Source organism: Bradyrhizobium sp. SRL28, assembly GCF_018596315.1.
Taxonomy (GTDB): Bacteria; Pseudomonadota; Alphaproteobacteria; order Rhizobiales; family Xanthobacteraceae; genus Bradyrhizobium.
On record NZ_JAHEAG010000046.1, the window covers coordinates 1 to 12,986 of the forward strand.

The following is a 12,986-nucleotide window of genomic DNA, read 5'->3' on the forward strand; positions in this document are numbered from 1 at the left end:
GAAGGAGTCGCTGGAAGCGGCCCTGCGTGGCCAGGTCGACGCCATCATCTGCGACGGCGGCTCGATGGATGCCGGCCCTTACTACCTCGGCACCGGCACCGAGTATTTCGAGAGCGAAGCGGTCAAGCTTGATTTTCGCCATATGGTCGAAGCCGGCGCCCGGATCGGCTGTCCGGTGATTCTCGGAAGCTGCGGCATGGCCGGAGGCGATCGCAACCTCGACTGGATGATCGGGATTGCCAAGGAAGTGTTCGCGGAGCTTGGCATCAAGGGTGCCAAGGTCGCGGTGATCCGGTCCGAACTCGACCCTGAGATCGTCATCAGGGAATTCCGTGCCGGAGCGCTGCGCGCGACCGGCGCCGGTCCCGACCTCAATGAAAATGCGCTGCGCGAGAGCACCATCGTCGGCCAGATGGGAATCCATCCCCTGATCACGGCGCTGGAAAGCGGTACGCAGTACGTCCTTGCCGGCAGAAGCTGCGACATCGCGCTGTTCGCGTCCGACATGATTCGGAGAAATATCGATCCGGGATTGGCCTATCATGTCGGCCATGTTCTGGAGTGCGGGGCGCTGGCCTGCGACCCCGGTTCTCCATCGGACTGTCTGGTGGCCGAAGTCTATGATGACGGCTCGGCGATCTTCACTGCGCCCAATCCCGCGCGCCGCTGCACGGCGTATTCGATCGCCGCACATTCGCTCTATGAGGAAAGCCACCCGCAGCTGCAATACTATCCGGAGGGCATTCTGGTCATGGAGAAGACGCAGTTCTTCTCGCGGGACAGCCGCAGCGCCGGAATCCGCAACAGTCGCTTTGTCCATGCCGCAAAGCCGTGGCCGTGGAGCATCAAGCTCGAAGGATCGCGCCGGCTTGGTTCGCGAAAAGTCTCGCTGATCCATCTCGATCAGGCCGATCTGTCGAAGATACCGGCGGACGTTCTGGTCTATGGCCGCAACGGCGTGCAGCCGGAGCCGGTCGAAGCGTCGCAGCGCGAATTGGGTATCATTGTCGAGACGACCGGTAAGACCCGCGAAGCGGCGGTGCTGCTGGCAAGCCTGTTGACACACTACCTCATTCACTACGGCTATCCCGGCCGTAAGGCGACCGCCGGCAACATCGCCTATCCGCTGTCGCCCAATCTCGTCTGCTTTTCGCGCGAAGACGGCACCTTCGGTGCCATTGTGCCGAGCGGAACACGCGATCCGGTATTCTTCGAGAACTATACGGCTATCAAGGCCGCTGTCCTCAAGCTTATCGCGGATGAATTTCCGGACGCGCTGCAGAATGCGACTTTCGCCATTACAGATGCGGACGCCACCCGTCCGGTCGCGCTGCTCCGTACAGTCGACCAGGACGCAGAAAGGCTGAAGCAGCGTCACCAGCGAGAGATCGACCGGATCAAGGAGCTGGTCAAGCCTGGACCCGGTTCGCTTCTCAATCTTGATGCTCCGGATGCCTATGTCTGGTCGCTCTATCACTTGTTACAGAACGAGGACGTGATCAAGAACACCATGTTTCCGATCACGTATTTCGATGCCGACGGGGCCGACTGGACGGAGCAGGGCTCGGAGAGGCCACGTTACTTCGATATCGGCGAACGCGACTATCGTGGCAATGTCGACGACCGGACGCTTTCGCTTATCGCGGATCATCCGCCGACGGGGGTTCCGATCGGCTCGTACCCGTTGCTCGACATGGCCGTTGTGATTCGCAGCAAGGATGCCGGTATCAACCGTCTAACCTTCGATATCATCTTCACGTCGGGCGAAAATTACGAGGCTGCTCTCCACGCCAACATATTCACCCGCTGTAACGTCGCGAGGATCCTTGGCGTGCCGCCGGAGCGCGTGGTGGGCAGCTATTTCGTCGACAGCTGCAATGCGATCAAGATTTCAATCGACCGTCCGAACATCTCGGCTTCGATGAACGAGCGCGATGTGTTCGGCGCACAGCAGCAGGTCGCGATTGAACGGATGAGTGTACCGATTTATTCCGCCGCGCTCGCGAAGGCATCGTCTTTCTAGCGCACCCCACGACCCCCAACCTCACAACCACAAACCAACCTCACAACCACAAACCAACCGAAGAGATTTGCCATGTTAAAGCCTGTTGTTCTAGCTATTGCGGCCACGCTCGTGTTGTCCGGCGCATTGCCTGCTAATGCCGAGTATCGCGAGACCAGCGTCGACCAGTCGATGGTCGTTCCGGTGTCTGGAGGCTGCGGTCCCGAAGCGTGGCGTGGCCCTTGGGGTCATTGCCGTGACACGCCGTATTATGGCCGTTTGCCTGACGGCGCATGGAAGTTAAAGCCGAGCGGCTGGAACGGCTGCCCTCCCGGCTATTGGCATGGGCCGTACGGCCATTGCCGCAACACGCCGTTTCACGGGCGGCTTCCCAACGGAAGCTGGACGTAATGGCTGAATCAGTCGAGTTCGCGCCGCGCGTCAGCAATGAAAGAGGCTCCGCGAATTCGCTGCCGAGACCAAACCGGGAAGTCCGAGCGCGTCATGTCCAATCGAATGAGTATCCGAACGCGAAGCGAGAGCCTCGCTTCTCATATCCTGCCGGTATCGGGGACAATGATAGGCGTTTGCACGACGCTGGTCGGCCTGATCAAGGTTGCCGAGATCAGGCACGGACCTACGCGCGTCGATGAGTACGCCGCGATCATGGGCATTACGTTCCTGGTTAGCGCGCTAACTTCCTACCTTTCAATCCGCTATTCGAACTGGACGAAAATCAGCGCCCGGATCGAACAACTGGCCGACGTGATCTTTCTGGGTGGTCTGGTCGGCATCACCCTCGTCGCAACGCTGTTTGCCTACGAGGTGATCTGAAGCGAACCGGACCCGGCTCGCTTCCAGACAGGTAAGGGCGCGACGTGGCGCTCGTCATAAAGCCGATGTTTGAACGACAACCCGCAACAGAGCGGGCCGTGCCCGCTATTCCTATGGAGAAAACAGATGTTTCGAACTTCCATCAAGTCAGTCGGCGCCTTCTTGCTCATGACGACAATCGCTGGCGGCGGCGCCGCCTTCGCGCAAGGCACGATGTCGCAGCAGGATGCTTGCCGTCCAGACGTGTTCCGGTTGTGCAGCAGCTACATTCCCGATGTAGGCCAGATCGTCGCATGCCTGCGCGGCAATGAGGATCGGCTGAGCCAAGGCTGCCATCAGGTCATGTCGCCGGAGCCGGCGACGACCGAAGGAATCTCGATCCGACCGCGTGTTCGCTCGTATCCGGAATGAACTCGTCGCGACTGGCGATCCTCAAACTCAAGTAACAATGTGAGGTACAACGATGATTTTGCGAAGAATAAAGGGCGCTTCCGGCGCCATCCATTTCGCTGGCGTGCTTCTGTGCGCCGCGATCTTCGGCTTTTCGGCTGGCGCCGCCAATGCGCAAACGCCGTTCTATCAGGCTTCCGAATCGCAAGTACGCGGCGAGCCCGGTACGATTATCCGCTCCGAGCCGATGATGTTTGCGCCGGCCGGCGCGCAGGCCTATCGCGTGCTGTACCGTTCGAGCGGAATGCATGATGAACCCATCGCAGTATCCGGCGTGATCGTGATTCCGCCCGGCCCGGCTCCGGCCGCCGGCAGGCCGATCGTCGCATGGGCGCATCCGACGACGGGCGTCGTCCCGCACTGCGCGCCTTCGCTTGCCATATTCGTCTTCCAGCAGATGGCCGGCCTGCGCCAGTTGATCGAGCAGGGGGCCATTGTCGCGGCGACGGATTATCCGGGGTTGGGGACAGCGGGGCCTCATCCTTATCTCGTCGGCGACAGTGAAGCGCGGGCGGTGATTGATTCCGTGCGCGCCGCGCGAAACATCGCTGGCGCCGGCGGCGGTAGCGAATTTGCAGTCTGGGGCCATTCGCAAGGTGGACAGGCCTCGTTGTATACCGGACTGATCGCCAAAACCTACGCGCCGGAACTCCACCTGGTGGGCGTCGCCGCCGCCGCGCCGGCAACGTCGCTGGTGACGTTGATGGGCGACGACTTCAAGACCAGTGGCGGCAAGAACCTGACCGCCATGACGCTGTGGTCGTGGTCACGGGTGTTCGGTGCGCCGATCGACAAGGTTGTTGTGCCCGAAGCCATGCCGTCGGTCGATCGGCTGGCGGACGAATGCATCGAGTCGATTTTCGACATCATGGCGCGTCGCCAGACCGAGAAGCCACTGGAGCAGCGCTTCCTCTCGGTGCCCAACATCGCCACCGTGGAGCCCTGGCGGACGATTGCGGCCCACAATACGCCGGGCGCATTGCCCCCCGGTGTTCCGCTGTTTCTGGCTCAGGGAACGACGGACAATATCGTCCGTCCCGACGTGACGCGCGCCTACATGCAGCGGCAATGCAAAGCTGGCGGAAAGGTCAGCATCATGTGGGTCCCCAATGTCGGCCACGGCTTTATCGCCCGAGATAGCGCGGACAGCGCCGTCGCCTGGATGATGGACCGCTTTAACGGCCAGCCTGCGCCAAGCGATTGCGGAAGCGTGACGCAGGCTTCGGCTCAATAGGTGCACCATGACGCGGCTCGTGTTCGGACTTCTTCGTCCCTATCGTGGATGGCTGGCGATCGTGTTCGCCGCCATGCTGGTGGAGATCGGCGCCAGCCTTGCCGCGCCGTGGCCTTTGAAACTCGTCATCGATGACGCACTCGGCAGTCACCATCTGCCGCATTGGCTGGACTGGGCGCACCAATATGGCGGCTTCGGCAAGCACACCCTCGGTGTGGCGCTATTCGCAGGCGCCGCCACGCTCGCGATCGCGGTCATGGGCGCGATCGCAAGTTATATCGACAATTACTATACGACAAGCGTGGGTCAGTGGGTCGCCAATGATTTGCGGCTTCGAATCTACGACCATTTGCACCGGCTCTCGCTGCGCTACTACGATCACGCCAGGACCGGCGTGCTGGTTTCGACCATCACCACCGACGTCGCCACCATTCAGAGTTTCGCGTCGTCCTCCACGCTCGATATCGTGATCGATCTGATCACCATCGTCTTCATGGTGGGATTGATGTTCTGGCTCGAATGGGATTTCACCCTCATTGCGGTTGCCTTTACACCGGTCCTGCTGGTGTTCGTCTTCCATCTCAAGAAGGCCGTAAAACAGACGACGCGCGTGGTCAGGGCCAGGCAAAGTGATCTGCTGTCGATCGTCCAACGCGGGATTGGATCGATCCGGGTTACCAAGGCATTCGGACGGCAGGACCTCGAAATGGCGCACCTGGAGGCGGCCAGTCACGCGACGGTTGACGCTGCGTTGCGAGCGCGACTGATAAAATCGCTGATGTCGCCTGTTGTCAGTATCGTGGTGGCGATTTGCACGGCCGTCGTGCTCTGGCAGGGCACGTCGTTGATCGTTGCCGGAACGATGACGGCGGGCGCGCTGACCGTTTACCTGGCCTATCTCAAGCAGTTCTTCAAACCGGTAAAGGATCTCGCCAGCATGACAAGCACCGTCGCGCAAACGACGGTGGCGCTGGAGCGAATCCAGACCATCCTTTCAGCCGACGAGGTGATCAAGGAACGTGCCGATCCGGTCGATCCCGGAAGGGTCCGTGGCGCAGTCACGTTCGACCGTGTCACGTTCGGCTATGGCGTCGATCAGCACGTGTTGCATGAAGTCTCTTTCACCATCGAGCCGGGTCAGGTCGTCGGCATCGTCGGGCCGACGGGTTCCGGAAAATCCACCGTACTGAGCCTGCTTCCGCGCTTCTACGATCCGATGTTCGGGCACGTCCGGATCGACGGTGTCGACGTCGCCGATTACAAGCTGGCGGCGTTGCGGTCCCAGATCGGCTTCGTATTGCAGGACACGATGTTGTTCCCCGGCACGATCGGGGACAACATCGCCTATGGCCGGCCGGAGGCAACCGAGGACGAAATCGTCGCCGCCGCGCGGGTTGCCAATGCCGATGAGTTCATCAGCCGCATGCCGCTCGGCTACGATGCGGTCGTGGGCGAGCACGGCAACACGCTGTCCGGCGGCCAACGCCAGCGGATCGCGATCGCGCGCGCAGTCATTCGCAATAGCCCGATCCTGGTGCTGGACGAACCGACGGCGGCACTGGACACGGAGTCCGAACATCTGGTGATCGAGGCCTTGCGTCGCCTGATGAAGGGGCGAACGGTCATCATGATCGCGCACCGCCTCAACACCCTGATCGGCGCGGACAAGATTATCGTTCTCAGGGACGGCGCGGTCGTGGAGGAGGGCACTTATGACGGCCTGATCGCCTGCGACGGCGCATTCGCCGAGCTCAATCGCGTTCAACATTCGGCTTACGCCGCCAACGCAGCGTGACGCTCGCACAAATTCAAGGACAAAAAGATCATGTCGCACAGGCTCATCGTTCTTCCCGACGACACGGCAAATGCAATTATCGACCCCATCAATGCTGCCAGGCAGTCGCTGAACATCCGCATGTTCCTGTTCACCGATCCGCTACTGATCAATACGGTGATCGAGGCCAGACGCCGCGGCGTCAAGGTTCGCGTCATGTTGAATCCGGCCAGGCGTGACGGAACCAGCGAAAACGCCGAGGCGCGGAGCAGGCTGCTGGCGGCCGGCATCGCTGTGCGCGACAGCAGCGCGGAATTCGCGGTCACACACCAGAAATCGATGGTGATCGACGACAAGACCGGATTTGTCGAATCGCTAAATTGGGAAACGCGAGATCTGACCGAGACCCGCGACTATGCGGTCGCAACGACGAGGAGCGCCGAAGTAGCGGAGATGGTCCGGTGTTTCGATGCCGACTGGAACCAACAGCCATTCGAGCCGAGCCCGGACTCGGGCTTGATCTGGTGTCCCAATAACGGTCGGCAACGCATCGCCGCCTTCATCGATGGAGCAAGGGAGTCGCTCTGGCTTCAAAACGAGAGATACCAGGACATGGTCATCATCGAGCGGCTGGTGCGTGCCGTCAACCGCGGTGTTCACGTCCGCATCATGGCGCGGCCCCTGCACAAGCTCAAAAGAAAGAAACTGTTCGAGGGCGTGAGCGGACTGCGTATTGTGCACGACGTAGGGGCAAAAGTCCGCACGCTCAAGGGCCTCAAGCTTCACGGCAAGATCATGATTGCAGACAATGAGCGCGCGATTGTCGGCTCGATCAATCTCAGTCCCGGAAGTTTCGACGACAGGCGTGAACTTGCGATCGAGGCCGATTCGGATCACGTCGTGAAGCGGCTGATCCGAATCGCAGAGCACGACTGGAAACACTCCCGCAAGCTTCCGTTGTCTGACCACGCCGTTCAGGTTGATCTGGAAGGCCACGGTGTCGAAGACCTCAGTCGATTGGCGCTGGATCGCCACGATGCAACGAGTCAACTGATCTAACGCTGGCGCCGATCGAATTGGCGTTTCGCTATTCATGCCATGTTCGGCGTGCCGCCTCCGCGCAGGTTGCGGCAGCCTGATTTCGCTCCCGCTGCCGAAGTTGACGATCGCGTGAGCCCATAAGGCGCGCCGATACCTGCATATCGAAGGAGTATTTGTTTTTCGCAGTTTGATGGCTCATTTGTCTGCGCGAGCGGGACGCCATTTGGCGTACCCGTGAAATTCAAAATCAAGACAGAGGAATTCAAGCATGAAGACTATGACTCGTTTCCTGATCACATCCGGGCGGACGCGTACGACGCTTGCCGCGGTTGCGCTTGCCGCCTTGCTCGGCGCCGTTACGAACGTGTCCGACGCCAATGCGTTTTCCTGCAGCAGGAGCGCATGGGGAGCCGGCTGCATGGGGCCTCGCGGCGCGATCGGTTTTAATCGTAACGGCGCCGTCGCCGTCGGACGCTATGGCAACGTCTACGCCTATCGCCGTGGTGCCGTCTGCTATTGGCGGAACAACCAGCGCATTTGCCCCTGAACAATCGCGCGATCGCCATTGGGCCCCGGGGACGCCCCGATGGCGATGGGCGACACAGGCAATCGATGAAAGATTTGAAAATGACACAGAGCACCACGAAGGCCGCACGCTGGCTTGCTGCATCAGCTATCCCGCTCCTGTTGATTTGGAGCGTGGCGTTGACGCCGGCCCGAGGTCAAGAGGCGGCCGCGCAGACCCAATCGTCGACCCAGGACAAGCTTCCCGAAGGACAGGTCGAACAACTGGTGGCGCCGATCGCGCTCTATCCCGATTCTCTTCTGACCCAGGTCCTGATGGCTTCGACTTATCCGTTGGAAGTCGTCGAGGCGGCGCGATGGTCGCACGATAATCCGACGCTGACAGGCAATGCGCTTAGCCAGGCGATGCAGGTCCAATCATGGGATCCGAGCGTCAAGTCGCTCACGGCGGTGCCGCAAACGTTGCAGATGATGAGCGAAAAGCTCGACTGGACGCAGCAGCTTGGCGATGCCTTCCTGACGCAGCAACCGGATGTCCTGGCCGCCGTCCAAAGGCTGCGTGCCGAAGCGCAGGTAGCCGGGAATTTGCAGTCGTCGCCGCAGCAGACCGTGACGACAGCGCCAGTTCCGAGCGAGCTCGCATATGCGGACGTGCCTCGGCCTATCGTCATCGAGCCGGCAAATCCGGACGTTTACTACGTGCCCGTTTACGATCCTGCCGTCGCACATGGTGCCTGGGACTACCCGGCCTACCCGCCATTCTACTGGTCGCCGCCCGGCTTCGTCGCCAGTAACGTCGTCTCGTTCGCGGCCGGTGTGGCGGTCGGTGCGGCCATTTGGGGAGAATGCGACTGGTGGCATCATAACGTCGTCATCAACGTCAACCGTTATAATATTTTCAACCATGCCAGCATCAGCGTCGCCAACCATACCTGGGTCCACGACCCGGCGCATCGTCAGGGCGTTCCCTATCGCAACGCCAACATGACGAGCCGCTTTGGCGGGGTCAACGAGACAGTCGCTCGCGATGCCTTGAAAGATCGGATCGATGTCCAGCATCCCGGCGAGTTTCACGGGCCCGAGCAAACACGTGGCGATGCTGACACGAAGCCGGCGCGCGACGTCCCTCACGAACCGGATCGTGAATTCAATCCGGTGGAGCGAGAACGTGTGTCGCAGGGACTTCGTGAATTCGCACCGCGCGGCGACGCAGGTCCGCGGGAAATGCGTTCCGATTTCCGCCCTGACTCGCGCGCCCTCGAGGGCGGGTTTCATGGCCCGGTCCGTGGCCGGGATCGTTTCTGAAAAAGCTTTCCAACAAAGTGGCTCTGACAGGCCAACAACAGATTGAGGTAAGTATCATGAACACCATTCCAGCTCCTAAATATCGTCCGCGCGCCGCGTTGATGAGGTCGGCCCGCATGAGTCTCGCGGCCCTTGGTCTGATCGGCTTCTCATCGGCTTCATTCGCGGCGGAAAAGCCGCCCATCGCCCCCGACGTGGCGGCGCCTTTCACCACGGACTCCCGGATTTCAGCCACCATTGAATTCGGTTTGGGCGCTCTGGCGTCCGATATCGAGGCGGATATTCCGCGCCAGCTCGCGTCGATCGACGAGCGCGTCAGCTGCGTGCACCGGCGGGTGCTCTTCTTCCGGGTGAATGCCAATTGTGACATCTATGGCTCGGTCGTGCGATCCGGACCGGTTTCGCTCTACGGCCGCGACGGACGAGTTTATGGCTCGGTGCCAATCTATGGCTCCCTGGAAGGGCAGGGCGCCAATCGCTTCACTGCCCGTATCCACGGCGAAACCGAGGCCAGCGCCACCATCGAGGCCGAAGCACGACCGCAATTGACGCGCGACTGGTCACTCGACCTGAATTTCAGCGACAGCTTTCACTGGAACGAGCCGCCGGTTCTGCATGTTCTCGGCCGCGAAATTCCGCTCGCGAACTATGCCGAGCCCCGGATCCGGGCCCAACTCGCCCATGTCCGGGAGCGCGCGCTCGTGGCGGCCAGGCGCCTCGACTTGCACGGCAAGGCTGCGACCGCCTGGCGGCATGCCTTCGAGCCGGTTGAACTTTCGGCCAACCCGGAAGTCTGGCTACAGCTGACGCCGCAAAGCGCGGCGTTCGCCGGCGTCGGGGCCGGCGCCAGGGTACTGAGTGGTTCGCTCGAGCTCTCCGGTTCAGCCCAAACGTTCGTCGGCCAGCACCCGCCGGCCGTGACGGCAACGGCTTTGCCGTCGCTAGGCCACGACGTCAGCGCGCCCGGCGAATTTGACGTCATTCTGCCAATCCGCATCGGGTATGACGTCATGAAAGACAAGATCACGCAAGCGCTGGCGGCCGTGGCGCCTGCGGCCGGTATGTCGGTCCGAGATGTCGAGGTCTATCCGTCGTCGGGGAAACTCGTCGTCGGACTGCGGATTGCCAAGGCATCCGATACCGATCCGAATGCGGGACAGTGGGTATATCTCACCGGCGCGCTTCAGGTCGATACCGATGGCCACACCGTTCGCTTTTCCGACCTTGGTGTCGTCACGGCCGACGAGGGTTCGGCGGCCATTATCGATCCGTTCGTGGCGCAGCTACGCGACAGGTTGAACGTCGATTATGGCGTCGCCTACGGAAACCTGCTCAACGCGGCCAACGAGAAGCTCACCCGACCGCTGCAGGATGGTTTCCGCATGGTGGGTCACCTTTCGTCGGCTAAGCTTGAAAAGACATATCTTTCCGGCGAAGGCATCGTCATCGCGGTTCGTGCCGGCGGTGAATTGAAAATCCTGTACGGAATGTAAGACTGAACGAACGCTGTTCGGAGTAGACGTTCCTTCGTTAATCGAAGCGGTTCTCAATCAAAAAAGTACCGCTTCGATGCTTTCGGATATGTTCTCGGTCGTGCTGAGGCCGTCAATTCGTATTGGGAGTGGATTACAGAACTATCCGCTCCGCGATATTGAGGGCGTCATCGACCTTGATTCCGAGATAACGGACAGTGCTTTTCCAGCTTCGTGTGGCCGAGGAGCAGTTGCACTGGGCGCAAGTTGCCGGTCTTGCGATAGATCTGGGCGGCCTTCGTACGCCGCATTGATTACCCGCCGAGCCAGAGATCGTGATGACCCATCCCATGGAAGGGTCGGTATCGCGCTCGTGGCGTAGATGCCTTCGACCGTCCGCGTGTGGCCGTCTGGTGTTCGTATAGATGGTTCGTCGCTCATTAAGTAAGCGCCGTTTCCAGCCTTCTCCTGCCAGCTCAACCGGTCGATTTGCCCCTCAAAGCTACCACAAGCGACCCTCGCTGAAGGGCCGCTTCTGGCGCAAAGCTGCCGTTCACGGGTATGTCAGTTCCTGGGGATAGAACGGACGTGCCACACCGGCGGGCAGAAATCGTTTTTTGACCCAGAGCGACATCAGCCCTCTGGCACACATTGCTTTCTTTCGGTTGGCGTGTAGAACGATGGTCGGGTGCTCGCTGCCATGTGGCAGTGACAGGTCAAGCGATGGTCGGGCCGCCACGCGGAAAGCGTGCGCCCAATGACCCGTCGAAGATCCGACGAAGAATTCCTCTTTGCCCGATCCGTCACCGGGCGGGCCGTGAATGTGCCCCTGCTGCTTCTTGCAGCCGCGATAGCCCTCCCAGCCGTCCTGTTCGCAAATCCAGCCGCCGCAGCATCCACAACTGTCCCGTATTCGGCTCAGCCCGTCACTCTGTTCGGCATTCCGGTTGATTTCATTCTGTTCGGCCTGACGCTGCTGGGTGTGGCTGTATTCCACCACAAGACGCTTGAGGTGGCATTGACGGGGCTCGTGGCCGTTACACTTTACAAGCTCGTCTTCACCGGCTTCCGACAGGGCGCGGGCCTGAGCGGCCTGATGCTCCAGCTTCACCATGAATGGGTCGTTCTCGCCAATTTGTTTCTGCTGCTGAAGGGTTTCGCCATCCTGTCGCGGCATTTCGAGAACAGCCGAATCCCCGACGCGATGCCTGCGTTGCTGCCAGACGGCTGGAACGGCAGCCTGGTTCTGCTTGCTGTTGTGTTCGTGATGTCGGCTTTCCTCGACAACATTGCCGCGGCCCTGATCGGCGGCACCATGGCGCGGCATGTGTTCAGGGGCAAAGTCCATATCGGTTACCTTGCCGCCATCGTTGCGGCCGCCAATGCCGGCGGCGCCGGCAGCGTCGTCGGCGATACCACTACCACCATGATGTGGATTGACGGCATCAGCCCGCTGCGTGTCGTCGAAGCCTACGTCGCATCCGTCGCCGGTTTCCTGATCTACGGGATACCGGCCTCATTGGTACAACACCGCCATTCCCCAATAGAGAAGGATGCGCAGCGTGGCCTGCACGTCGATTGGACCTATGTGGGTATTGTCGCTGCGATCCTGATCGTCGCTGTTACGGCCAACGTCACCGCCAACTTAAAATTTCCGGCGGTGCTCGATGCCGTTCCCGTGATCGGACTTGCGGTGTGGACCGTCATTCTCGCGGCCGCGCCGCTGCGTCGGCCGGATTGGGCGATCATGCCGGAAACGTTCAAGGGCACGGTCTTCCTTCTGGCCCTTGTCACCAATGCGTCCTTTATGCCGGTCGAGGAATTGCCTGTCGCCTCGTGGCAAACGGCGCTGGGGCTCGGCTTCTTGTCCTCGGTGTTCGACAACATCCCGCTGACGGCGCTTGCCCTCAAGCAGGGCGGCTACGATTGGGGTTTCCTTGCTTATACCGTGGGCTTCGGCGGTTCGATGATCTGGTTCGGCTCGTCTGCTGGGGTTGCGATCTCCAATATGTATCCGGAGGTCAGGTCGGTCGGCCTGTGGCTGCGGCACGGCTGGTTTGTCGTGGTGGCGTATATCGTGGGCTTCTTCGTGATGTTCGCGATTGTTGGTTGGAATTCTGACCCTCCACACAAGCGTGTTGCGGTGGATGTGAATTATCAAACCGCATCCGGCCTGAGATCGGAAGCGCGTCTACACCCAGATGTTGGGAGTTTTTGCCGCGAGGAGCATCATTCGAGAGAGGGTCAACGCCGGGCTGGCGCGTTCGAGAGCGAAACGGGACGAAGCTCGGCCGGCGCCCGGTTGACACCGCCGTAAAGGCGCGCATTCGCGAACTGAAGGCCGCTGGC

The 12,986-nt window shown here is 60.7% G+C and carries 12 protein-coding genes and 1 pseudogene; 10 read left to right on the forward strand and 3 right to left on the reverse strand.

What is annotated here, in order from left to right; all coding sequences use genetic code 11:
- The 3 genes from KIP88_RS39345 to KIP88_RS39355 form a co-directional block, all read left to right on the forward strand.
- A partial coding sequence (locus KIP88_RS39345) for a DUF4387 family protein (protein WP_214493524.1) occupies window positions 1-2,023 on the forward strand: 2,023 nt, incomplete at its 5' end.
- A gap of 72 nt (window positions 2,024-2,095) precedes the next feature.
- Window positions 2,096-2,413: a GCG_CRPN prefix-to-repeats domain-containing protein gene (locus tag KIP88_RS39350; RefSeq protein WP_249791363.1), complete on the forward strand. Its 318-nt coding sequence runs from the start codon at window positions 2,096-2,098 to the stop codon at window positions 2,411-2,413.
- 93 nt (window positions 2,414-2,506) lie between these two features.
- Window positions 2,507-2,836: a hypothetical protein gene (locus KIP88_RS39355; RefSeq protein ID WP_214493525.1), complete on the forward strand. Its 330-nt coding sequence runs from the start codon at window positions 2,507-2,509 to the stop codon at window positions 2,834-2,836.
- A gap of 147 nt (window positions 2,837-2,983) precedes the next feature.
- Here the strand turns inward: KIP88_RS39355 and KIP88_RS48310 are convergent, their stop codons facing one another.
- Window positions 2,984-3,172 (reverse strand): hypothetical protein, encoded by a 189-nt coding sequence (locus KIP88_RS48310; RefSeq protein WP_214493526.1) that lies wholly within the window; start codon window positions 3,170-3,172, stop codon window positions 2,984-2,986.
- Between the two features lie 127 nt (window positions 3,173-3,299).
- Between KIP88_RS48310 and KIP88_RS39365 the strand changes: the two genes are divergently transcribed.
- The 6 genes from KIP88_RS39365 (at window position 3,300) to KIP88_RS39390 (ending at window position 10,658) form a co-directional block, all read left to right on the forward strand.
- Window positions 3,300-4,520 (forward strand): alpha/beta fold hydrolase, encoded by a 1,221-nt coding sequence (locus KIP88_RS39365; protein WP_214493527.1) that lies wholly within the window; start codon window positions 3,300-3,302, stop codon window positions 4,518-4,520.
- A 7-nt stretch (window positions 4,521-4,527) separates the two neighbouring features.
- Window positions 4,528-6,315: an ABC transporter ATP-binding protein gene (locus tag KIP88_RS39370; RefSeq protein WP_214493528.1), complete on the forward strand. Its 1,788-nt coding sequence runs from the start codon at window positions 4,528-4,530 to the stop codon at window positions 6,313-6,315.
- 30 nt (window positions 6,316-6,345) lie between these two features.
- A complete protein-coding gene (locus tag KIP88_RS39375) occupies window positions 6,346-7,353 on the forward strand; it encodes a phosphatidylserine/phosphatidylglycerophosphate/cardiolipin synthase family protein (protein WP_214493529.1) in 1,008 nt (335 codons plus the stop codon).
- 250 nt (window positions 7,354-7,603) lie between these two features.
- The gene (locus tag KIP88_RS39380) at window positions 7,604-7,882 is read left to right on the forward strand and encodes a hypothetical protein (RefSeq protein ID WP_214493530.1); all 279 of its coding nucleotides are present in this window, start codon (window positions 7,604-7,606) and stop codon (window positions 7,880-7,882) included.
- 80 nt (window positions 7,883-7,962) lie between these two features.
- The gene (locus KIP88_RS39385) at window positions 7,963-9,165 is read left to right on the forward strand and encodes a DUF3300 domain-containing protein (RefSeq protein ID WP_214493531.1); all 1,203 of its coding nucleotides are present in this window, start codon (window positions 7,963-7,965) and stop codon (window positions 9,163-9,165) included.
- Between the two features lie 116 nt (window positions 9,166-9,281).
- Window positions 9,282-10,658, forward strand: coding sequence for a DUF4403 family protein (locus KIP88_RS39390; RefSeq protein ID WP_214493532.1), 1,377 nt, complete (start codon window positions 9,282-9,284; stop codon window positions 10,656-10,658).
- 133 nt (window positions 10,659-10,791) lie between these two features.
- On the opposite strand, the pseudogene KIP88_RS47090 reads toward KIP88_RS39390, so the two are convergent.
- Together KIP88_RS47090 and KIP88_RS48690 are read right to left on the reverse strand one after the other, a co-directional pair.
- A pseudogene (locus KIP88_RS47090) lies at window positions 10,792-10,951 on the reverse strand (integrase); the annotation flags it as partial.
- Window positions 10,952-11,190: 239 nt separating this feature from the next.
- Window positions 11,191-11,751, reverse strand: coding sequence for a hypothetical protein (locus KIP88_RS48690; RefSeq protein ID WP_374226567.1), 561 nt, complete (start codon window positions 11,749-11,751; stop codon window positions 11,191-11,193).
- On the opposite strand from KIP88_RS48690, the gene KIP88_RS39395 reads away from it, so the two are divergent.
- Window positions 11,734-12,954, forward strand: coding sequence for a citrate transporter (locus KIP88_RS39395; RefSeq protein ID WP_374226568.1), 1,221 nt, complete (start codon window positions 11,734-11,736; stop codon window positions 12,952-12,954). The genes KIP88_RS48690 and KIP88_RS39395 overlap by 18 nt on opposite strands.
- Window positions 12,955-12,986: the final 32 nt, after the last annotated feature.

What these genes read in the sequence shown, in the direction of transcription:
- KIP88_RS39350 (WP_249791363.1), top strand. Translation starts at nt 2,096, where the DNA reads ATGTTAAAGCCTGTTGTTCTAGCTATTGCGGCCACGCTCGTGTTGTCC.
- KIP88_RS39355 (WP_214493525.1), top strand. Translation starts at nt 2,507, where the DNA reads ATGTCCAATCGAATGAGTATCCGAACGCGAAGCGAGAGCCTCGCTTCT.
- KIP88_RS48310 (WP_214493526.1), bottom strand. Translation starts at nt 3,172, where the DNA reads ATGGCAGCCTTGGCTCAGCCGATCCTCATTGCCGCGCAGGCATGCGAC.
- KIP88_RS39365 (WP_214493527.1), top strand. Translation starts at nt 3,300, where the DNA reads ATGATTTTGCGAAGAATAAAGGGCGCTTCCGGCGCCATCCATTTCGCT.
- KIP88_RS39370 (WP_214493528.1), top strand. Translation starts at nt 4,528, where the DNA reads ATGACGCGGCTCGTGTTCGGACTTCTTCGTCCCTATCGTGGATGGCTG.
- KIP88_RS39375 (WP_214493529.1), top strand. Translation starts at nt 6,346, where the DNA reads ATGTCGCACAGGCTCATCGTTCTTCCCGACGACACGGCAAATGCAATT.
- KIP88_RS39380 (WP_214493530.1), top strand. Translation starts at nt 7,604, where the DNA reads ATGAAGACTATGACTCGTTTCCTGATCACATCCGGGCGGACGCGTACG.
- KIP88_RS39385 (WP_214493531.1), top strand. Translation starts at nt 7,963, where the DNA reads ATGACACAGAGCACCACGAAGGCCGCACGCTGGCTTGCTGCATCAGCT.
- KIP88_RS39390 (WP_214493532.1), top strand. Translation starts at nt 9,282, where the DNA reads ATGAGTCTCGCGGCCCTTGGTCTGATCGGCTTCTCATCGGCTTCATTC.
- KIP88_RS39395 (WP_374226568.1), top strand. Translation starts at nt 11,734, where the DNA reads ATGCTCCAGCTTCACCATGAATGGGTCGTTCTCGCCAATTTGTTTCTG.
- KIP88_RS48690 (WP_374226567.1), bottom strand. Translation starts at nt 11,751, where the DNA reads ATGGTGAAGCTGGAGCATCAGGCCGCTCAGGCCCGCGCCCTGTCGGAA.